This is a genomic window from Escherichia sp. 93.0816, assembly GCF_013368855.2.
Lineage (GTDB): Bacteria > Pseudomonadota > Gammaproteobacteria > Enterobacterales > Enterobacteriaceae > Escherichia > Escherichia ruysiae.
In genome coordinates, this window is record NZ_JABWNC020000002.1 from 327,988 (window position 1) to 348,654 (window position 20,667).

The 20,667-nt window shown below is 51.0% G+C and carries 27 protein-coding genes; 15 read left to right on the forward strand and 12 right to left on the reverse strand.

Features of this window, described 5'->3' with window-relative positions:
- Positions 1–123: 123 nt before the first annotated feature.
- On the forward strand, positions 124–417 hold the full coding sequence (yhbY, locus tag HEM79_RS04290; RefSeq protein WP_001054420.1) for a ribosome assembly RNA-binding protein YhbY: 294 nt from the start codon (positions 124–126) through the stop codon (positions 415–417).
- Between the two features lie 155 nt (positions 418–572).
- Here the strand turns inward: yhbY and greA are convergent, their stop codons facing one another.
- On the reverse strand, positions 573–1,049 hold the full coding sequence (gene greA / locus HEM79_RS04295) for a transcription elongation factor GreA (RefSeq protein WP_001148001.1): 477 nt from the start codon (positions 1,047–1,049) through the stop codon (positions 573–575).
- A gap of 246 nt (positions 1,050–1,295) precedes the next feature.
- Between greA and dacB the strand changes: the two genes are divergently transcribed.
- On the forward strand, positions 1,296–2,729 hold the full coding sequence (dacB, locus tag HEM79_RS04300; RefSeq protein ID WP_001212645.1) for a serine-type D-Ala-D-Ala carboxypeptidase: 1,434 nt from the start codon (positions 1,296–1,298) through the stop codon (positions 2,727–2,729).
- Between the two features lie 184 nt (positions 2,730–2,913).
- On the opposite strand, the gene cgtA is transcribed toward dacB, so the two are convergent.
- The 4 genes from cgtA to rplU all read right to left on the reverse strand — a co-directional run bounded on the left by cgtA (position 2,914) and on the right by rplU (position 5,782).
- A complete protein-coding gene (gene cgtA, locus HEM79_RS04305; protein WP_000673561.1) occupies positions 2,914–4,086 on the reverse strand; it encodes an Obg family GTPase CgtA in 1,173 nt (390 codons plus the stop codon).
- Between the two features lie 15 nt (positions 4,087–4,101).
- Positions 4,102–5,067: a DMT family transporter gene (locus HEM79_RS04310; RefSeq protein ID WP_000813013.1), complete on the reverse strand. Its 966-nt coding sequence runs from the start codon at positions 5,065–5,067 to the stop codon at positions 4,102–4,104.
- Positions 5,068–5,192: 125 nt separating this feature from the next.
- Positions 5,193–5,450, reverse strand: coding sequence for a 50S ribosomal protein L27 (gene rpmA, locus HEM79_RS04315; RefSeq protein WP_000940596.1), 258 nt, complete (start codon positions 5,448–5,450; stop codon positions 5,193–5,195).
- 20 nt (positions 5,451–5,470) lie between these two features.
- Positions 5,471–5,782 (reverse strand): 50S ribosomal protein L21, encoded by a 312-nt coding sequence (gene rplU / locus HEM79_RS04320; RefSeq protein WP_000271401.1) that lies wholly within the window; start codon positions 5,780–5,782, stop codon positions 5,471–5,473.
- 258 nt (positions 5,783–6,040) lie between these two features.
- On the opposite strand from rplU, the gene ispB reads away from it, so the two are divergent.
- A complete protein-coding gene (gene ispB, locus HEM79_RS04325; protein ID WP_176242881.1) occupies positions 6,041–7,012 on the forward strand; it encodes an octaprenyl diphosphate synthase in 972 nt (323 codons plus the stop codon).
- A 226-nt stretch (positions 7,013–7,238) separates the two neighbouring features.
- Entirely contained in the window at positions 7,239–7,517 is a 279-nt protein-coding gene (sfsB, locus tag HEM79_RS04330; protein WP_000445413.1) for a DNA-binding transcriptional regulator SfsB, read from the forward strand.
- Between the two features lie 47 nt (positions 7,518–7,564).
- On the opposite strand, the gene murA is transcribed toward sfsB, so the two are convergent.
- The 7 genes from murA to mlaF form a co-directional block, all read right to left on the reverse strand.
- On the reverse strand, positions 7,565–8,824 hold the full coding sequence (murA, locus tag HEM79_RS04335) for a UDP-N-acetylglucosamine 1-carboxyvinyltransferase (protein WP_000357262.1): 1,260 nt from the start codon (positions 8,822–8,824) through the stop codon (positions 7,565–7,567).
- Positions 8,825–8,878: 54 nt separating this feature from the next.
- Positions 8,879–9,133, reverse strand: a complete 255-nt coding sequence (gene ibaG / locus HEM79_RS04340; protein WP_010346509.1) for a BolA family iron metabolism protein IbaG — start codon at positions 9,131–9,133, stop codon at positions 8,879–8,881.
- A 159-nt stretch (positions 9,134–9,292) separates the two neighbouring features.
- Positions 9,293–9,586 carry a lipid asymmetry maintenance protein MlaB gene (gene mlaB, locus HEM79_RS04345; protein WP_000004491.1) on the reverse strand — a complete coding sequence of 98 codons (294 nt, stop codon included), beginning with the start codon at positions 9,584–9,586 and terminating at the stop codon, positions 9,293–9,295.
- On the reverse strand, positions 9,586–10,221 hold the full coding sequence (gene mlaC, locus HEM79_RS04350; RefSeq protein ID WP_000476484.1) for a phospholipid-binding protein MlaC: 636 nt from the start codon (positions 10,219–10,221) through the stop codon (positions 9,586–9,588). The genes mlaB and mlaC overlap by 1 nt, the downstream gene beginning before the upstream one ends.
- A gap of 18 nt (positions 10,222–10,239) precedes the next feature.
- Positions 10,240–10,791, reverse strand: coding sequence for an outer membrane lipid asymmetry maintenance protein MlaD (mlaD, locus tag HEM79_RS04355; RefSeq protein ID WP_016159478.1), 552 nt, complete (start codon positions 10,789–10,791; stop codon positions 10,240–10,242).
- Between the two features lie 4 nt (positions 10,792–10,795).
- Positions 10,796–11,578: a lipid asymmetry maintenance ABC transporter permease subunit MlaE gene (gene mlaE, locus HEM79_RS04360; RefSeq protein WP_000925792.1), complete on the reverse strand. Its 783-nt coding sequence runs from the start codon at positions 11,576–11,578 to the stop codon at positions 10,796–10,798.
- Between the two features lie 7 nt (positions 11,579–11,585).
- Positions 11,586–12,395 carry a phospholipid ABC transporter ATP-binding protein MlaF gene (mlaF, locus tag HEM79_RS04365; RefSeq protein WP_000438245.1) on the reverse strand — a complete coding sequence of 270 codons (810 nt, stop codon included), beginning with the start codon at positions 12,393–12,395 and terminating at the stop codon, positions 11,586–11,588.
- A gap of 208 nt (positions 12,396–12,603) precedes the next feature.
- Here mlaF and HEM79_RS04370 point away from each other — a divergent pair, with 208 nt between their 5' ends.
- The 11 genes from HEM79_RS04370 (at position 12,604) to npr (ending at position 20,567) form a co-directional block, all read left to right on the forward strand.
- A complete protein-coding gene (locus HEM79_RS04370) occupies positions 12,604–13,581 on the forward strand; it encodes a calcium/sodium antiporter (protein WP_000922893.1) in 978 nt (325 codons plus the stop codon).
- 13 nt (positions 13,582–13,594) lie between these two features.
- Complete coding sequence (kdsD, locus tag HEM79_RS04375) at positions 13,595–14,581, forward strand: arabinose-5-phosphate isomerase KdsD (protein WP_010346512.1); 987 nt, start codon at positions 13,595–13,597, stop codon at positions 14,579–14,581.
- A gap of 20 nt (positions 14,582–14,601) precedes the next feature.
- Positions 14,602–15,168 (forward strand): 3-deoxy-manno-octulosonate-8-phosphatase KdsC, encoded by a 567-nt coding sequence (gene kdsC, locus HEM79_RS04380; protein ID WP_001030165.1) that lies wholly within the window; start codon positions 14,602–14,604, stop codon positions 15,166–15,168.
- Positions 15,165–15,740: an LPS export ABC transporter periplasmic protein LptC gene (gene lptC, locus HEM79_RS04385; RefSeq protein ID WP_000030542.1), complete on the forward strand. Its 576-nt coding sequence runs from the start codon at positions 15,165–15,167 to the stop codon at positions 15,738–15,740. Before kdsC ends, lptC begins: the two co-directional genes overlap by 4 nt.
- Positions 15,709–16,266, forward strand: coding sequence for a lipopolysaccharide ABC transporter substrate-binding protein LptA (gene lptA / locus HEM79_RS04390; RefSeq protein WP_000669785.1), 558 nt, complete (start codon positions 15,709–15,711; stop codon positions 16,264–16,266). Before lptC ends, lptA begins: the two co-directional genes overlap by 32 nt.
- 6 nt (positions 16,267–16,272) lie before the next feature.
- A complete protein-coding gene (gene lptB, locus HEM79_RS04395; protein WP_000224099.1) occupies positions 16,273–16,998 on the forward strand; it encodes an LPS export ABC transporter ATP-binding protein in 726 nt (241 codons plus the stop codon).
- A gap of 47 nt (positions 16,999–17,045) precedes the next feature.
- Complete coding sequence (rpoN, locus tag HEM79_RS04400) at positions 17,046–18,479, forward strand: RNA polymerase factor sigma-54 (protein ID WP_021550129.1); 1,434 nt, start codon at positions 17,046–17,048, stop codon at positions 18,477–18,479.
- A 22-nt stretch (positions 18,480–18,501) separates the two neighbouring features.
- Complete coding sequence (hpf, locus tag HEM79_RS04405) at positions 18,502–18,789, forward strand: ribosome hibernation promoting factor (RefSeq protein WP_001176602.1); 288 nt, start codon at positions 18,502–18,504, stop codon at positions 18,787–18,789.
- Positions 18,790–18,906: 117 nt separating this feature from the next.
- On the forward strand, positions 18,907–19,398 hold the full coding sequence (gene ptsN / locus HEM79_RS04410; RefSeq protein ID WP_000183676.1) for a PTS IIA-like nitrogen regulatory protein PtsN: 492 nt from the start codon (positions 18,907–18,909) through the stop codon (positions 19,396–19,398).
- A 45-nt stretch (positions 19,399–19,443) separates the two neighbouring features.
- Complete coding sequence (rapZ, locus tag HEM79_RS04415) at positions 19,444–20,298, forward strand: RNase adapter RapZ (RefSeq protein ID WP_000243741.1); 855 nt, start codon at positions 19,444–19,446, stop codon at positions 20,296–20,298.
- Positions 20,295–20,567 carry a PTS phosphocarrier protein NPr gene (gene npr, locus HEM79_RS04420; RefSeq protein WP_000216792.1) on the forward strand — a complete coding sequence of 91 codons (273 nt, stop codon included), beginning with the start codon at positions 20,295–20,297 and terminating at the stop codon, positions 20,565–20,567. The genes rapZ and npr overlap by 4 nt, the downstream gene beginning before the upstream one ends.
- Positions 20,568–20,667 lie beyond the last annotated feature (100 nt).

Below are 20,667 nucleotides of genomic sequence, written 5' to 3' on the forward strand. Positions count from 1 at the left end.
ACTTTCCCATTGGGATGACTCATCGTAACCAATTGCGTAAATTTTTACGCGCCTGTTTGGTGATATATGGGAGATGGCGGTAGAATGACCCGTTTTCAATCCCAACGTAAGCAAAAAAATACGATGAATCTGAGTACTAAACAAAAACAACACCTGAAAGGTCTGGCACATCCGCTCAAGCCAGTTGTTCTGCTTGGCAGTAATGGTTTGACCGAAGGGGTGCTGGCCGAGATTGAACAAGCGTTAGAGCACCATGAACTCATCAAGGTGAAAATCGCCACAGAAGATCGCGAAACTAAAACCTTGATCGTGGAAGCTATCGTGCGCGAAACCGGCGCCTGTAATGTACAGGTCATCGGTAAAACGCTGGTGCTTTATCGCCCAACTAAAGAACGTAAAATCTCGCTGCCACGCTAAGATTATCCTAAAGTTACACACATTTTCTGTGTAAAACGAGGGATTTTCCGCAGGCAGGAGAGCAAAATGCCACGCTCTGTTCGTTGATAAAAGGCCGCATAGCGGCCTTTTTCCTTTCTTTACAATACATCAACATTTTGAGTATTGGGTAATTCTTACAGGTATTCTACCTTAATTACTTCAAATTCCACTTCGCCGCCTGGCGTTTTGATGACCACAACATCATCTTCTTCTTTGCCGATCAGGCCACGAGCGATAGGCGAGTTTACAGAAATCAGGTTTTGTTTAAAGTCAGCTTCGTCATCGCCTACGATGCGATAAGTCTGTTCTTCATCAGAATCCAGATTCAACACCGTTACGGTAGCACCAAAAATAACGCGACCATTGTTTGGCATTTTGGTGACATCAATCACCTGCGCGTTCGACAGCTTGGCTTCGATGTCTTTGATACGGCCTTCGCAGAAACCCTGCTGCTCACGCGCTGCGTGGTATTCAGCATTCTCTTTCAGGTCGCCATGTTCACGCGCTTCCGCGATAGCAGCAATGATTTCAGGACGGCGCACAGATTTCAGAAAATCCAGCTCTTCGCGTAGTTTCTCAGCGCCGCGTAAGGTCATCGGAATAGCTTGCATTTGTTATACCTCTTGAATATTCCTGATGGGGCGAGTCTCCACCCACCCCGGCTGTTCGGTCAGCCCGGCATAACTCCTCACCAGGCCAGAAGCAAAAAAATACCAACCCGGAAACAGGTTCCAGGTCAGCTACAATTCACATTTTGATGATCATTTTACCCTGAAGTTCCCGAAGGGTCATCGTTTACTTTATAGGGCGTTGCGCCGTAGTATGACGGCTCGATTCCAGGTTGTTAGCGCGAGATTATGCGATTTTCCAGATTTATCATCGGATTGACCAGCTGTATAGCGTTCAGTGTCCAGGCCGCAAATGTTGATGAGTACATTACTCAGCTTCCTGCTGGTGCCAACCTTGCCCTGATGGTGCAAAGAGTCGGCGCGTCTGCCCCCACGATTGATTACCACAGTCAGCAGATGGCGCTGCCCGCCAGTACGCAAAAAGTAATCACTGCGCTGGCGGCGTTGATTCAACTCGGCCCCGATTTTCGTTTTACCACTACGCTTGAAACCAAAGGCAATGTGGAAAACGGAGTGCTTAAAGGCGATTTAGTGGCGCGATTTGGTGCCGATCCTACGCTAAAACGTCAGGATATTCGCAATATGGTCGCGACTCTGAAAAAATCTGGTGTCACACAAATCGATGGCAATGTACTCATAGATACCTCCATTTTTGCCAGTCATGATAAAGCTCCCGGCTGGCCATGGAATGATATGACACAATGCTTTAGCGCCCCTCCCGCCGCTGCCATTGTTGACCGCAATTGCTTCTCCGTCTCGCTCTACAGCGCCCAAAAACCCGGTGATATGGCTTTTATACGCGTGGCATCTTATTACCCCGTTACGATGTTCAGCCAGGTACGCACCCTCCCCCGTGGTTCTGCCGAAGCGCAATACTGTGAGCTGGATGTCGTGCCAGGCGACCTGAACCGCTTTACGCTGACTGGATGCCTGCCACAACGTTCCGAGCCGCTCCCGTTAGCCTTTGCGGTGCAAGATGGTGCCAGCTATGCCGGTGCAATTCTGAAAGATGAGTTAAAACAGGCAGGTATCACCTGGAGCGGAACACTGCTGCGCCAGACTCAGGTTAACGAACCTGGAACGGTGGTTGCCAGTAAACAATCGGCTCCTTTGCATGATCTGCTTAAGATTATGCTGAAAAAATCAGACAACATGATCGCCGATACGGTTTTCCGCATGATAGGCCATGCGCGCTTCAATGTGCCTGGAACATGGCGGGCCGGGTCGGACGCCGTGCGTCAGATCCTGCGCCAGCAAGCCGGTGTCGATATTGGCAACACGATTATTGCCGACGGCTCGGGACTTTCACGCCATAACCTGATTGCTCCTGCCACCATGATGCAGGTGCTGCAATATATCGCCCAACACGACAACGAGCTTAACTTTATCTCTATGCTGCCGCTGGCGGGCTATGACGGCTCTTTGCAGTACCGTGCAGGTCTGCATCAGGCAGGCGTGGATGGCAAAGTCTCAGCGAAAACGGGGTCGTTGCAAGGGGTGTATAACCTGGCAGGATTCATCACCACGGCGAGTGGGCAACGAATGGCGTTCGTACAATATCTTTCTGGCTATGCGGTAGAACCGGCGGATCAGCGTAATCGCCGTATTCCGTTAGTGCGATTTGAAAGCCGCTTGTATAAAGATATTTATCAGAACAATTAGTCAAAAAGAAACCCCGGCGCATGGTCGGGGTTTCAGATTATTGACAAAGTGCGCTTTGTTTATGCCGGATGCGGCATTAACGCCTGAGTCGGCCTACAAAATTGTGCAAATTCAATATATTGCAATTCTCTTGTAGGCCTGATAAGCGTAGCGCATCAGGCTATTTGGCGTTTGTCATCCGTAATTAACGCTTGTAAATGAACTCAACGCCTTCTTCGTCGTCTTCGTCCCAGTCGTCATCCCAGTCTTCATCATCCTCTTCAGCAATTTCTTCAAGCTGCTGACGGTGATAATCATCCCACATGAATTCGACTTTCTCTGGCTGTTTCGCTTCTTCGGCCTGCACGACCGGGTTTTCAATGATAAAGGTCATCACATCCCAGCAGAGATCTTTAACGCCCAGTCCGCTTGCCGCAGAGATCAGATAATATTTATCTTCCCAGCCCAGCGCCTCAGCGATCGCTTTCGCTTTCTCTTCGGCTTCCGCTTTATCCAGCAGATCGATCTTGTTGAAGACTAACCAACGCGGTTTCGCCGCCAGATCCTGACTGTATTTTTCCAGCTCGCTGATAATAATACGCGCGTTTTCAACCGGATCGGTGCCGTCAATCGGATCGATATCGATAAGGTGCAACAGGACGCGGCAACGTTCCAGGTGCTTCAGGAAGCGAATCCCCAGACCTGCGCCTTCCGCAGCGCCTTCAATCAGCCCTGGAATATCGGCAACAACGAAGCTCTTTTCGTTGTCCATTCGAACCACACCCAGACTTGGCACCAGAGTGGTAAACGGATAGTCCGCTACTTTCGGTTTAGCCGCCGAGACAGCACGAATAAATGTCGATTTACCCGCATTTGGCATCCCCAGCATACCGACGTCAGCCAGCAGCATTAGTTCAAGCAGCAGCTCGCGCTTATCGCCCGGCGTACCGTTAGTTTTCTGCCGTGGTGTACGGTTAACGGACGATTTGAAACGGGTATTGCCCAGACCGTGCCAGCCGCCCTTGGCAACCAGCAGACGCTGACCGTGTTTGGTCATATCGCCCATGGTTTCGCCGGTGCCCTGATCGATAACACGCGTACCTACAGGCACTTTAATCGTCACGTCTTTACCACGCTTACCGGTACAGTCGCGGCTTGCGCCATTCTGACCACGCTCGGCGCGGAAAGATTTCTCAAAACGATAATCGATAAGCGTATTCAGGTTCTCGTCGGCTTCCATCCATACGTCACCGCCGTCACCACCGTCGCCGCCATCCGGGCCGCCTTTCGGAATATATTTTTCGCGGCGGAAGCTCACGCAACCATTACCGCCATCACCTGCAACGACCAGAATCGATGCTTCATCAACAAACTTCATTTTATTCTCCGTAAATCATTCGCCTGCGCGGGGTTGCGATACCACCGTTGTATGCTTACGTAATCCGCCCCAAATACGATGACCAATGGCGGAATACATCGCGCCCGCAACCACGACAAACGCACCGAGATAACCTAAAAGGTTTAACATCGGTCTGGCGAAGAAATCGGGCCAGGCCAGTGATAAAAGATCTGAAAAAAACAGCGTAAACAGTGGGGTGAGCGTGATGATCGCGCTCACCTGCGCTGCCTGCCAGCGAGCCATCGCTTCCGCCAGGGCGCCATATCCTACCAACGTATTCAGTCCGCAAAAAATTAAACATGCGAGCTGCCAGTGGCTAAGCTGCGCTATCACTCCAGGCTTTGCCAGAGGGAAGAGCGCAATTGTACATAAAGTGTACAGTAAAAACAGGATCTGCGGTGAGGCCAGCCGACGCAATAAAACCTTTTGCGCCACGCCATAACTCACCCAAACCGTCGCCGCACCGACCCCAAAGATAACTCCCCAGGTGTAATCGGTGAGCTTTGTAAATATCTCGACCAGACTGGTGTTAAAGAACATCACCAGGCCGCTCAGGAGCATCAATGCCCCCACAACCTGGGTGCTGCGCATTTTCTCTTTCAGGATAAATACGCTGGCAACCATCATGCCAACTGGCGAGAGTTGCCCAATCACCTGCGAGGCGGTCGGACTCAGATATTGCAAGGATGAGCTGAACAGGATGAAATTCCCAAACAGCCCGGCAGTCGCCACCGCCAGTAATATCAGCCAGCGTGGCCTACGAAACACATGTAATGGCGGCAGCTTCTTCTTCACCGCAAGAATAGCACCAAGGCCAATACTCGCCATCAAGAAACGGTAAAACACAATTGTCGGAGGTTCCATCACCTCCAGCACCTGCTTCATTGCGATTGGCAACGCCCCCCAGCAAATTGCTGTGGTGAGCGCCAAAAGAATGCCAATGCCTGCCTGCTGCTTCATACCGTAATCCCTGCAAAACGCATTTGCGGATTAACGCCGCACGATGCGCATTTTACCGGCTATCGAATGTAAAAAGCCCCGCAACGTGTTGCGGGGCTTTCATCCGTTACCGGGACGCGAAAAACTTATTCAGCTTCGATGCTGATAAATTTACGGTTTTTCGGGCCTTTAACTTCGAATTTCACTTTACCGTCTGCTTTAGCAAACAGAGTGTGGTCACGACCGCAACCTACGTTAGTGCCAGCGTGGAATTTGGTGCCACGTTGACGAACGATGATGCTACCCGCCAGAACGGATTCGCCACCGAAACGCTTAACGCCCAGGCGTTTAGCTTCTGAATCGCGACCGTTACGTGTGGAGCCGCCAGCCTTTTTATGTGCCATTTGAAATCTCTCCTCAGGTCTTAGGCGCTGATGCCAGTAATTTTCACATCAGTGAACCACTGACGATGGCCCTGCTGCTTACGATAGTGTTTACGACGACGAAACTTAACGATTTTAACTTTCTCGCCACGACCGTGAGCAACAACTTCAGCTTTGATTACGCCGCCATCAACGAAAGGAACGCCGATTTTGACTTCTTCACCGTTTGCGATCATCAGAACTTCTGCGAACTCAACAGTTTCGCCAGTTGCGATGTCCAGCTTTTCCAGGCGAACGGTCTGACCTTCGCTTACTCGGTGTTGTTTACCACCACTTTGGAAAACCGCGTACATATAAAACTCCGCTTCCGCGCACACCTTTTCAATGATTCAGAGTGCGCTATAAATATTCACAATAGGGCGCGAATATTACGCAAAACGCACGCCTTTGACAAGTGCTACAGTCAATACACGAAGAAAAAAAACACAACTTGTACGGTAACGTTTATCTGTGCCATTTTTTCAGTACAATCACCCTATATTCCTAACCATAAACCCTAAGTTGCCTTTGTTCACAGTAAGGTAATCGGGGCGAAAAGCCCGGCTTTTGCGATGAATTTAGAAAAAATCAATGAGTTAACCGCGCAAGATATGGCGGGTGTTAATGCGGCAATCCTTGAGCAGCTTAATTCCGACGTCCAACTGATCAATCAGTTAGGCTATTACATCATCAGCGGCGGCGGTAAACGTATTCGTCCGATGATTGCTGTACTGGCTGCACGAGCTGTTGGCTATGAGGGAAATGCGCATGTCACCATTGCCGCCCTGATCGAGTTTATCCACACAGCGACTCTGCTACACGACGACGTTGTGGATGAATCAGATATGCGCCGTGGTAAAGCTACCGCTAACGCCGCGTTTGGCAATGCTGCCAGCGTGCTGGTAGGCGATTTTATTTACACCCGCGCGTTCCAGATGATGACCAGCCTCGGCTCGCTCAAAGTGCTGGAAGTGATGTCAGAAGCCGTAAACGTCATCGCAGAAGGTGAAGTTCTGCAACTGATGAACGTTAACGACCCGGATATCACCGAAGAAAACTACATGCGCGTTATCTACAGCAAAACTGCACGTCTGTTTGAGGCTGCTGCGCAGTGTTCCGGGATTCTGGCAGGATGTACGCCGGAAGAGGAAAAAGGCCTGCAGGATTATGGTCGTTACCTCGGCACCGCTTTTCAGCTCATCGACGATTTACTCGATTACAGCGCCGATGGTGAACAGTTAGGTAAAAACGTCGGGGACGATCTAAACGAAGGTAAACCGACGCTGCCGCTGCTACATGCGATGCATAATGGTACACCGGAGCAGGCGCAAATGATCCGTTCAGCTATTGAGCAAGGCAATGGGCGTCATCTTCTGGAACCGGTTCTGGAAGCAATGAACGCGTGTGGATCTCTTGAATGGACGCGTCAGCGTGCCGAGGAAGAGGCAGACAAAGCCATCGAAGCGTTACAGATACTCCCGGATACCCCGTGGCGAGAGGCGTTAATCGGCCTTGCACACATCGCGGTTCAACGCGATCGTTAATTCCTTCCCTTTATCCCGCGCATTGCGCGGGATAACTCCAGTAAGTTCCATAAAAACACTTATTCAGTGCAATACCATCTGAATAATCAGGTTTTTGTCTTTATATATTCTGAATCTTCACACTATTTACATGAACTTTTTAGAGCAATTCGCCATCAGGAGTATAGTGATGCCCGACAGAACACATGTTCTGAATGAAAGCGACTAACTTAAGGAGTGAGGAAAGATGGAGAGTAATTTCATTGACTGGCATCCCGCTGACATCATTGCGGGTTTGCGCAAGAAGGGAACGTCAATGGCTGCGGAATCTCGCAGAAATGGTTTGAGTTCCTCGACGCTGGCAAATGCATTATCGCGTCCGTGGCCAAAGGGAGAGATGATTATTGCGAAAGCCCTGGGTACTGACCCATGGGTTATATGGCCATCACGCTACCATGATCCGCAGACACATGAGTTTATCGACAGAACGCAGTTAATGCGCAGCTACACTAAACCGAAAAAATGAGTGGTCTGGCGGTAGCCCCGCGAACGGGGCTGCCAGCTTTCAGACGATTACTCGCCTTTCACACGCTCGATATTCGCACCTAATGCACGCAATTTGTCTTCAATGCGTTCGTAGCCGCGATCGATGTGATAAATACGATCAACAACCGTAGTCCCTTCCGCAATACAGCCAGCCAGTACCAGACTTGCTGATGCACGCAGATCGGTTGCCATGACCTGTGCGCCGGAAAGTTTTTCGACACCGTGACAAATAACGGTATTGCTTTCAATCTCGGCTTGCGCGCCCATACGGCTCAGCTCTGGCACGTGCATAAAGCGGTTTTCAAAGACCGTTTCGGTAATGAATCCGGTGCCTTCTGCCACCAGGTTCAACAGCGTGAACTGAGCTTGCATATCGGTTGGGAACGCCGGATGCGGCGCGGTACGCACATTAACAGCCTTCGGACGTTTGCCATGCATATCCAGGCTAATCCAGTCCTCACCTACTTCAATGTCCGCTCCAGCGTCACGCAGTTTCGCCAGCACAGCGTCAAGAGTATCTGGCTGGGCGTTACGGCAGATAATTTTGCCGCGAGAGATTGCCGCTGCCACCAGGAACGTGCCGGTTTCGATGCGATCCGGCAGCACGCGATAGACACCGCCGCCTAGACGTTCCACACCTTCGATGACGATACGATCGGTGCCCTGACCGCTAATTTTCGCGCCCAGCGTAATCAGGAAGTTCGCGGTATCGACAATTTCCGGTTCACGCGCTGCGTTTTCAATAATCGTGGTGCCTTCCGCCAGGGTTGCAGCACACATGATGGTCACGGTTGCGCCGACGCTGACTTTATCCATCACGATATGCGCGCCTTTCAGACGCCCATCAACGGAAGCTTTTACGTAACCTTCTTCCAGTTTGATCGTCGCGCCTAATTGCTCAAGCCCGGAAATATGCAAATCAACCGGACGCGCACCAATCGTACAACCACCAGGTAGAGAAACCTGTCCCTGACCGAAACGTGCCACCAGCGGCCCCAGCGCCCAGATAGAGGCTCGCATGGTTTTGACCAAATCATAAGGTGCGCAGAATACATTAACGTCGCGGGCGTCAATATGCACAGAACCATTACGTTCTACTTTCGCACCCAGCTGGCTTAGCAGCTTCATTGATGTATCAACGTCTTTCAGTTTCGGGACATTCTGGATCTCTACCGGTTCTTCCGCCAGTAGTGCGGCAAAAAGGATAGGCAGAGCAGCATTTTTAGCGCCGGAAATTGTGACTTCGCCCTGGAGCTTTGTTGGCCCCTGAACACGAAATTTATCCATTTAGTTTGTTCTCAGTTAACAATTCATATCCGCTACCGGCAAATCGCCCATAGCTCAAAAGCCGTTCAGTTTGCGATCTCGCGCCCACTCCGTAGGGGTATACGCTTTGATCGACACAGCATGAATGCGGTTATCCGCAATATATTCCATCAGCGGACCATAAACCGTCTGCTGTTTTTTAACCCGGCTCATGCCGTCAAACATCTCACCCACGGCAATAACCTGAAAGTGGCTGCCATCGCCGGAAACGTGGACTTCCTGGAGGGAGAGAGCGTTCATCAGCACGCTCTGAATTTCATTATTTTCCATGGGATCTTCATTCATCAGTTAATAAACCAGCAAAACATCTTAGAGCAAAGTTGCGCTGGCATAAATAAGCAAAAAGCCTTGCTGATAAATCAAACAAGGCTCGACTTGCAGGCGGATTTGCCGGACAGGCGGTTAACGCCTTATCCAGCCTGAAAAAATTTAACGAGGCAGGACATCAGACGGCAAATTATACAACTTTGCCAGGGTATACACCTTATCGTTTACCCCCTGAAGCGTCACGCTGTTGCCCTGCTTTTTCGCCAGATCGATAAGGTGGAGCAGCAGCGCCAGTCCACCAGTATCGACGCGGGACACGCGGCTAAGATCGATGCAGGTAATTCCCTTCACCGCTTCTTCACGCACTTCCCAAAGCGGTAGCAGTACGTCTTGATCCAACTCTCCGGTTAATACCAGAGTGTTGCCCGTCTGCACCCAGCTCAGTGACTCGCTCATTATTTTTTCTCTTCCAGAGTGATTTTCTGTTGAGAAATTGATTTCAGTTGCGCGGTCAGGCCGTCGATACCTTTGGTACGCAGTAGTGTCCCCCACTCGTTTTGTTTGGTGGTGATCATGCTGACGCCTTCAGCAATCATGTCGTAAGCCTGCCAGTTGCCAGTCTGGGAGTTTTTACGCCACTGGAAGTCCAGACGTACCGGCGGGCGACCATTCGGGTCAATAATAGTAACGCGAATAGGCACAATGGTTTTGTCACCCAGCGGCTGTTCTGGCGCAATCTGGTAAGTCTGCCCGTGATACATCGCCAGCGCCTGACCGTAAGCCTGCTTCAGGTACTCACGGAAAGCGGCAAAGTATGCATCACGTTGGGCTGGGGTCGCGCTCTTGTAGTACTGACCCAGTACCAGTGCACCAGCGTATTTCACCTGCACATACGGCAGCAGTTCCTGATCGACGATAGTACGCAAATAATCCGGGTTGGCCCGGATTTGCGGTTGCTCATTCTTCAGGCGATCGAACGTTTTCTGCGCCGCCTCGTCCATCAACTTATACGGATTGGTCTGGTCTGCCGCAGTTGCCGCACTCAGCGGTGCAATCACCAGCAAAGCGACCATCATTAAACGTTTAAACATGCGTCGGTTCTCCTGAAATTATTTCGTTGTACCCACAGGTTCAGTGGTTTCATTATTACCTGGCGCAGCAGCTGGCGCATCGCCACTATTCTTATTGTCATCGCCTTTACTACCGTAAAGGAACTGACCAATGAGATCTTCCAGCACCATCGCAGACTTGGTGTCCTGAATCGAATCGCCATCCTTCAGAATAGCAGTACCCAGTTCGGGGTCTTCAAAACCGACGTTTAACGCCAGATACTGCTCTCCAAGCAGGCCGGAAGTACGAATACTCAGCGAACTTGTGTCAGGAATGTGGTTATAACGTTGTTCAATTTCCAGCGTCACGCGCGGCAGATAGGTTTTCGGATCCAGCGTAATATCTGCCACCCGACCGACGACAACGCCGCCAATGCTGACCGGAGAGCGCGCTTTCAGGCCGCCAATGTTATCGAACGTCGCATAAAGCGTGTAGGTCGGTTCAGTACGTATGGACGTCACGTTTGCCGCCTTCAGGCAGACAAACAGCGCCGCCAGCAGTGCTGCTAATAAAAAGATACCCACCCAAATTTCATTTTTTTTCGTTTGCATGAACTCAATTCCCAAACATCAATGCGGTCAGCACAAAATCCAGCCCCAGAACAGCCAGAGACGAGTGGACAACGGTGCGAGTGGTTGCCCGGCTAATCCCGGCAGAAGTCGGGATGGCGTCGTAACCGTTAAACAACGAAATCCACGTCACCGTAATGGCGAACACCACGCTCTTAATCAGACAGTTGACCAGATCCATACGCCAGTCGACGGCGTTTTGCATTGCCGACCAGAAGAATCCGCTATCAATACCTTTCCAGCTAACGCCGACCAGCGATCCGCCCCAGATCCCCACGGCGACGAAAATAATCGTCAGCAATGGCAATGAAATAACCCCAGCCCAGAAACGCGGAGAAATAACCCGACGCAGCGGATCGACCGCCATCATCTCCATGCTGGAGAGCTGCTCTGTGGCGCGCATCAAGCCGATTTCTGCGGTTAGCGCCGAACCGGCACGCCCGGCAAACAGTAACGCAGCAACCACCGGTCCCAGTTCACGCAGCAGCGATAACGCCACCAGCATACCCAGACTGGTTTCCGCACTATAGGTGGTCAGAACCAGATAACCTTGCAGACCCAGCACCATTCCGATGAACACGCCAGAAACCACAATAATCAGCATCGACAGGACGCCGACATTATAGAGCTGACGCACCAGCAGCGGCGCATGTTTACGAAATTCCGGTTTGCCTACCAGCGCATTGAATAACATTAACCCGGCCCGCCCGAACGTTCTCAGGGTTTTAATCCCTTTATGTCCAAGCGAGGCCAGCGCATTTAACAGCATGAGTGGCTTAACTCCCTGGTAAAAGATCAGCGTGATAATCGCCGGCAGGATAGCGGAACGGAACAGGTCCGTCAGCTATCCCGTCCAGAAACTGACGTACGCGCGGATCAGGATTCGCCTGCAACGCCTGGGCGCTACCGTGAGCGACAATTTTTTTATCCGCCAGAATCCAGGCGTGATCCGCAATACTTAAGACTTCCGGCACATCATGAGAAACTACCACGCAGGTCACGCCCAACGCGCTGTTCAGCTCAGAAATCAGCTTCACCAGTACGCCCATAGTGATCGGATCCTGCCCAACAAACGGTTCATCAAACATGATGAGATCCGGCTCCAGGGCAATCGCACGCGCCAGTGCAGCGCGACGAGCCATCCCGCCGGAAAGTTCAGAAGGCATAAGTTTCGCCGCTCCACGCAGCCCTACAGCTTCCAGCTTCATCATCACCGTGCTATGCAACAATGGCGCGGGGAGCTGGGTATGTTCGCGCAGTGGATAGGCCACGTTGTCAAATACGTTCATATCTGTGAACAACGCCCCGGACTGAAACAACATGCTCATCCGTTTGCGCACAGTGTACAGGCGCGAGCGAGACATCGCCGGAATATTCTCGCCATCAAAAAGGATCTCACCGTGATCTGGTGCGATTTGCCCGCCAATCAGACGGAGTAGCGTCGTTTTACCGATGCCCGATGGCCCCATGATTGCCGTGATCTTCCCTCGCGGCACGGTCAGGGAAATATTATCGAAGATGCAGCGATTGCCACGCGTAAAACTGACATCGCGCATATCGACTAAATTCGCCACAGACTGCTCCATAATTCACCCTTCGTCTTGCGTTGATTTTCTAAGCATGGCGCTCAATTTAACCTTGAACCCAACATATTTACAGAATATTACCCGCCGTGGTTAGCTAAAGCTGGCATTTGTTTTACTTTTTAGCCGCATAAAGTCAAAATTAAGAATCCGTTACGGCTTTCTGAGAATCTTCAGCGACCGGCGAGTATACCTGAAGAAAGGACGTTAGATGCTTTTAGCTACGGCACTGTTAATTGTTGGTTTACTTTTGGTCGTATACAGTGCCGATCGTCTGGTATTTGCCGCTTCCATTCTTTGCCGCACTTTTGGCATCCCACCGCTGATCATTGGCATGACGGTGGTCAGTATTGGCACGTCACTTCCAGAAATTATTGTTTCGCTTGCCGCGTCGCTGCATGAACAACGCGATTTAGCCGTCGGCACGGCGCTTGGCTCAAACATTATCAATATCTTGCTGATCCTCGGTCTGACCGCACTGGTGCGCCCTTTTACCGTCCATTCCGATGTTCTGCGCCGCGAGTTACCATTAATGTTATTCGTCAGCGTGGTAGCCGGTTCCGTACTCTATGACGGACAACTTAGTCGTAGCGATGGTATCTTTCTCCTTTTTCTGGCTGTGCTATGGCTGCTGTTCATTGTTAAACTTGCACATCAGGCCGAACGTCAGGGAACCGATAGCCTGACCAGAGAGCAGCTTGCAGAGCTACCGCGTGAAGGCGGTTTACCCGTCGCATTTTTATGGCTTGGCATTGCGCTGATCATCATGCCAGTGGCTACGCGGATGGTGATTGATAACGCCACCGTACTGGCGAATTACTTTGCCATCAGCGAATTAACTATTGGTCTGACGGCAATCGCTATCGGCACTAGTCTGCCGGAACTGGCAACCGCGATAGCTGGTGTTCGCAAAGGTGAAAACGACATCGCCATCGGTAATATCATTGGCGCGAATATTTTTAATATCGTCATCGTACTGGGTCTGCCGGCGCTGATTACGCCAGGGGAGGTTAACCCACTGGCGTACAGCCGTGACTACAGCGTGATGTTGTTGGTAAGCATTATTTTTGCGTTGCTGTGCTGGCGACGCTCCCCGCAACCGGGCCGTGGCGTAGGGGTATTATTAACAGGCGGATTTATCGTATGGCTGGCGATGTTGTACTGGTTATCGCCAATACTCGTTGAATAACTGGAAACGCATTATGTCGCACGTAGAGTTGCAACCGGGTTTTGACTTTCAGCAAGCAGGTAAAGAAGTCCTGGCGATTGAACGTGAATGCCTGGCGGAGCTTGATCAATACATCAATCAGAATTTCGCGCTCGCTTGCGAAAAGATGTTTTGGTGTAAAGGCAAAGTCGTGGTTATGGGGATGGGCAAATCGGGACACATTGGACGCAAAATGGCCGCGACCTTTGCCAGCACCGGTACTCCGTCATTTTTCGTCCATCCTGGCGAAGCCGCGCATGGTGATTTAGGCATGGTCACCCCGCAGGATGTGGTAATTGCTATCTCTAACTCTGGTGAATCCAGCGAAATCAATGCATTGATTCCGGTGCTTAAGCGTCTTCACGTGCCGTTAATCTGCATTACCGGTCGCCCGGAGAGCAGCATGGCGCGCGCCGCAGACGTGCATCTGTGTGTTAAAGTAGCGAAAGAAGCCTGTCCGTTGGGGCTGGCACCGACCAGCAGCACCACTGCCACGCTGGTTATGGGCGATGCGCTCGCCGTCGCTCTGTTAAAAGCGCGCGGCTTTACCGCCGAAGATTTTGCGCTCTCACATCCCGGCGGCGCACTGGGTCGTAAACTTCTGCTGCGCGTAAACGATATTATGCATACGGGTGATGAGATCCCGCATGTTAAAAAAACCGCCAGCCTGCGCGATGCATTACTGGAAGTTACCCGCAAAAATCTTGGTATGACCGTCATTTGCGATGACAATATGATGATTGAAGGCATCTTTACCGACGGTGATTTACGCCGTGTCTTCGATATGGGCGTAGATGTCCGTCAATTAAGTATTGCCGATGTGATGACGCCGGGGGGAATTCGCGTACGCCCTGGCATTCTGGCCGTTGAGGCACTGAACTTAATGCAGTCCCGCCATATCACCTCCGTAATGGTTGCCGATGGCGACCATTTACTCGGTGTGTTACATATGCATGATTTACTGCGTGCTGGCGTAGTGTAAAGATTCAAGGATAAACAACAATGAACAAAGCAGGTGCGTCACTTGAGACCTGTTACGGCCCTGTCAGTGCCGACGTTATGGCAAAAGCAGAAAATATTCGTCTGCTGATCCTTGACGTCGATGGCGTGCTGTCAGATGGCCTGATTTATATGGGCAACAACGGCGAAGAACTTAAAGCGTTCAATGTTCGTGATGGTTATGGCATTCGTTGTGCGCTCACCTCTGATATTGAAGTCGCCATCATTACCGGGCGAAAGGCTAAACTGGTAGAAGATCGCTGTGCCACATTGGGGATTACTCACTTGTATCAGGGGCAGTCGAATAAACTTATCGCCTTTAGCGATCTGCTGGAAAAACTGGCGATCGCCCCGGAAAACGTGGCTTACGTTGGGGATGATCTCATCGACTGGCCAGTAATGGAAAAAGTGGGCCTAAGCGTAGCCGTGGCCGATGCGCATCCGCTGTTGCTTCCGCGCGCCGATTACGTGACTCGCATTGCTGGCGGTCGTGGCGCAGTGCGTGAAGTTTGCGACTTATTACTCCTGGCGCAGGGCAAACTGGATGAAGCCAAAGGGCAATCGATATGAGTAAAGCCAGACGTTGGGTTATCATTGTGCTATCACTGGCGGTTCTGGTGATGATCGGTATTAACATGACCGAGAAAGACGATACCGCCCAGGTGGTCGTCAACAACAATGATCCCACCTATAAAAGCGAGCATACGGACACGCTCGTCTATAACCCAGAAGGGGCGCTAAGCTATCGATTGATTGCTCAACACGTTGAATATTATTCCGATCAGGCCGTTTCGTGGTTTACGCAACCGGTACTTACTACGTTTGATAAGGATAAAATCCCGACATGGTCCGTAAAAGCGGATAAAGCCAAGCTGACCAATGATCGGATGCTCTATTTATATGGACACGTTGAAGTCAACGCACTCGTGCCGGACTCTCAACTTCGCAGAATCACGACGGATAACGCGCAGATCAATCTGGTGACGCAGGATGTTACCTCTGAAGACCTCGTCACGTTATACGGAACAACATTTAACTCCAGCGGTCTGAAAATGCGCGGCAACTTACGCAGCAAGAACGCCGAGCTGATTGAAAAGGTTAGAACATCCTATGAAATTCAAAACAAACAAACTCAGCCTTAATCTTGTGCTTGCCAGCTCACTTCTGGCCGCCAGTATTCCGGCATTTGCCGTTACCGGAGACACTGACCAGCCGATTCACATTGAGTCGGATCAGCAATCTCTTGATATGCAAGGCAACGTGGTCACCTTCACGGGTAACGTCATTGTTACCCAGGGCACCATCAAAATTAATGCCGATAAAGTGGTCGTTACCCGCCCGGGCGGCGAGCAGGGCAAAGAAGTGATCGATGGCTACGGTAAGCCAGCGACGTTCTATCAAATGCAGGACAACGGTAAACCTGTCGAAGGCCACGCTTCCCAGATGCATTACGAACTGGCGAAAGATTTTGTCGTTCTGACCGGTAATGCTTATCTGCAGCAGGTCGATAGCAATATAAAGGGCGATAAAATCACTTATCTGGTGAAAGAGCAGAAAATGCAGGCTTTCAGCGATAAAGGTAAGCGCGTAACCACCGTTCTGGTGCCGTCGCAGTTGCAGGATAAAAACAACAAAGGCCAGACCCCGGCGCAGAAGAAAGGTAATTAATTCGTTATGGCAACATTAACAGCAAAGAACCTTGCAAAAGCCTACAAGGGTCGCCGCGTGGTGGAAGACGTCAGTCTGACCGTCAACTCCGGGGAAATTGTTGGTCTGCTGGGGCCAAACGGTGCCGGTAAGACCACCACTTTCTACATGGTTGTTGGCATTGTGCCGCGCGATGCAGGCAACATCATTATTGATGATGACGATATCAGTCTGCTGCCATTACACGCGCGCGCGCGCCGTGGTATCGGCTATCTGCCGCAGGAAGCCTCCATTTTCCGCCGCCTCAGCGTTTACGATAACCTGATGGCGGTACTGCAAATTCGTGACGACTTGTCTGCTGAACAACGTGAAGACCGCGCGAACGAGCTGATGGAAGAGTTTCACATTGAGCACCTGCGTGACAGCATGGGGCAATCGCTCTCCGGTGGTGAACGTCGCCGTGTAGAAATTGCCCGCGCACTGGCTGCGAATCCGAAATTTATTCTGCTTGATGAACCGTTTGCCGGGGTTGACCCGATCTCGGTTATCGACATCAAACGCATCATTGAGCACCTGCGCGACAGCGGCCTGGGTGTGCTGATCACTGATCATAACGTGCGTGAAACACTGGCAGTTTGTGAACGCGCTTATATCGTCAGTCAGGGGCATTTGATCGCCCACGGCACACCTACAGAAATCTTACAAGACGAACATGTTAAGCGTGTATACCTTGGGGAAGACTTCAGACTCTGATAGGGTAGAAGCTCGCGACGTTTTAGCAGGAGAGTACGATTCTGAACATGAAGCAAGGTTTGCAACTCAGGCTTAGTCAGCAACTGGCGATGACGCCTCAGCTACAACAGGCAATTCGTCTGTTGCAGCTGTCCACGCTGGAACTTCAACAGGAGCTGCAGCAGGCGCTGGAGAGTAATCCACTGCTTGAGCAAATCGACACTCATGATGAAATCGACACTCACGAAACGCCAGACAGCGAAACTCTGGACACCGCTGACGCGCTCGAACAAAAAGAGATGCCGGAAGAGCTGCCGCTCGATGCCAGTTGGGACACCATCTACACTGCCGGTACGCCGTCCGGCACCAGCGGTGACTACATTGACGACGAACTGCCAGTCTATCAAGGCGAAACGACGCAGACCTTGCAGGATTATCTGATGTGGCAGGTCGAACTGACACCGTTTTCTGACACTGACCGCGCTATCGCCACCTCCATCGTTGATGCCGTTGATGATACCGGTTATCTCACCGTCCCACTGGAAGATATTCTCGAAAGCATGGGCGATGAAGAGATCGACATCGATGAAGTTGAAGCGGTCCTCAAGCGGATCCAACGGTTTGACCCGGTCGGTGTAGCGGCGAAAGATCTGCGCGACTGCCTGCTGATCCAACTCTCCCAATTCGACAAAACGACGCCGTGGCTGGAAGAAGCTCGACTGATCATTAGCGATCATCTCGATCTACTGGCGAATCACGACTTCCGCACACTAATGCGCGTAACTCGTCTAAAAGAAGATGTGCTGAAAGAAGCCGTCAATCTGATCCAGTCACTCGATCCACGCCCCGGTCAGTCGATCCAGACCGGCGAGCCGGAATATGTCATTCCAGATGTGTTGGTGCGTAAGCATAACGACCACTGGACGGTGGAACTCAACAGCGACAGTATTCCGCGTCTGCAAATCAACCAGCACTATGCCTCTATGTGTAATAACACACGTAACGATGGCGACAGCCAGTTTATCCGCAGCAATCTGCAGGATGCCAAATGGTTGATTAAGAGTCTGGAAAGTCGTAACGATACGCTACTGCGCGTGAGTCGCTGTATTGTTGAACAGCAGCAAGCCTTCTTTGAGCAAGGCGAAGAATATATGAAACCGATGGTACTGGCCGATATCGCCCAGGCCGTCGAAATGCATGAATCGACGATATCTCGCGTGACCACGCAAAAGTATCTGCATAGTCCACGAGGCATTTTTGAACTGAAGTATTTTTTCTCCAGTCACGTCAATACCGAGGGCGGCGGCGAAGCCTCGTCCACGGCGATTCGTGCGCTGGTGAAGAAATTAATCGCGGCGGAAAACCCAGCGAAACCGTTGAGCGACAGCAAGTTAACCTCTTTGCTGTCGGAACAAGGTATCATGGTGGCACGCCGCACTGTTGCGAAATACCGAGAGTCTTTATCCATTCCGCCGTCAAACCAGCGTAAACAGCTCGTTTGACCCAACCGATAAGGAAGACACTATGCAGCTCAACATTACCGGAAATAACGTCGAGATCACCGAGGCCCTGCGCGAATTTGTCACATCAAAATTTGCCAAACTTGAGCAATATTTTGACCGAATCAACCAGGTCTATGTTGTTCTGAAAGTGGAGAAAGTCACCCATACCTCAGATGCAACACTGCATGTAAACGGTGGCGAGATTCATGCCAGCGCGGAAGGTCAGGACATGTACGCTGCCATTGATGGCTTAATCGATAAGCTGGCACGCCAGTTGACCAAGCATAAAGATAAATTGAAACAACACTAATTGTCCGGGCAATTAGCAAGTGCATGGCGGCCTGTTGTGCGACACAACGGGCCATTTGTACGGTTAATGCTCCGAACCTGTCCCACGATTCGAGTGGTCAGGTTCTTAGGTGAAATTATGACAAATAATGATACAACTCTACAGCTTAGCAGTGTTCTTAACAGGGAATGTACGCGAAGCCGCGTCCACTGTCAGAGCAAAAAACGTGCACTGGAAATTATCAGCGAACTGGCTGCGAAACAACTCAGCCTGCCGCCTCAGGTGGTTTTTGAAGCTATTCTGACGCGGGAAAAAATGGGCAGTACCGGTATCGGTAATGGCATTGCCATTCCGCATGGCAAACTGGAAGAAGATACTCTGCGTGCCGTTGGTGTTTTCGTTCAGCTCGAAACGCCTATAGCTTTCGATGCCATCGACAACCAACCGGTGGACTTACTTTTTGCCCTGCTGGTGCCGGCTGACCAAACCAAAACGCACCTGCATACTCTTTCGCTGGTGGCGAAACGTCTGGCGGACAAAACCATCTGCCGCCGTTTACGCGCAGCCCAGAGTGATGAAGAGCTGTATCAAATCATTACGGATACCGAAGGTACTCCGGATGAAGCGTAGTTATTCTGTAATGTCTCTTTTAGACGTTGTGAGGAGAAACAGTACATGGTACTGATGATCGTCAGCGGACGTTCAGGCTCAGGTAAATCTGTCGCCCTGCGTGCGCTGGAAGATATGGGTTTTTACTGCGTGGATAACCTTCCCGTAGTGCTGTTACCCGATCTGGCTCGCACGCTCGCCGATCGCGAGATTTCTGCCGCCGTCAGCATTGATGTTCGTAATATGCCGGAGTCACCAGAAATATTCGAACAGGCGATGAGTAACCTGCCTGATGCTTTCTCACCGCAACTGCTGTTTCTCGATGCCGATCGTAACACCCTGATTCGTCGTTACAGCGATACGCGCCGTCTGCATCCGCTTTCCAGCAAAAACCTGTCTCTGGAGAGCGCCATCGACAAAGAAAGCGATCTGCTGGAGCCACTGCGTTCGCGGGCAGATTTGATTGTCGATACCTCAGAAATGTCCGTTCACGAGTTGGCAGAAATGTTGCGTACCCGTTTGCTGGGTAAACGCGAGCGTGAACTGACGATGGTCTTTGAGTCCTTCGGCTTCAAACACGGCATTCCTATTGATGCAGATTACGTCTTTGATGTGCGCTTCCTGCCGAACCCGCACTGGGACCCGAAACTGCGTCCAATGACAGGTCTTGATAAACCTGTCGCCGCGTTCCTCGACCGCCACACAGAAGTACACAATTTTATCTACCAGACGCGAAGCTACCTTGAGCTATGGTTACCTATGCTGGAAACCAACAACCGTAGCTACCTGACGGTCGCCATTGGTTGTACCGGCGGGAAGCACCGTTCGGTGTATATTGCAGAACAGCTGGCAGACTACTTCCGCTCGCGCGGTAAAAACGTCCAGTCACGCCATCGTACGCTGGAAAAACGTAAACCATGACCGTCAAGCAAACTGTTGAAATCACAAATAAGCTGGGCATGCATGCCCGGCCTGCTATGAAACTCTTTGAATTAATGCAGGGTTTTGACGCTGAAGTGCTGTTACGTAATGACGAAGGCACCGAGGCTGAAGCGAACAGTGTTATTGCGCTACTGATGCTGGACTCCGCCAAAGGACGGCAGATTGAAGTCGAAGCAACCGGTCCACAGGAAGTGGAAGCACTGGCCGCCGTTATCGCCCTCTTTAACTCTGGTTTCGATGAAGATTAATCTTCATAACCCTGACGCTTAATTCCCCCGGATACACACCTTCAGCCCTTAAGGGTGAAAAATGTACAAGCGGAAAATGTCCTCATTTTTCGCGGCTTGT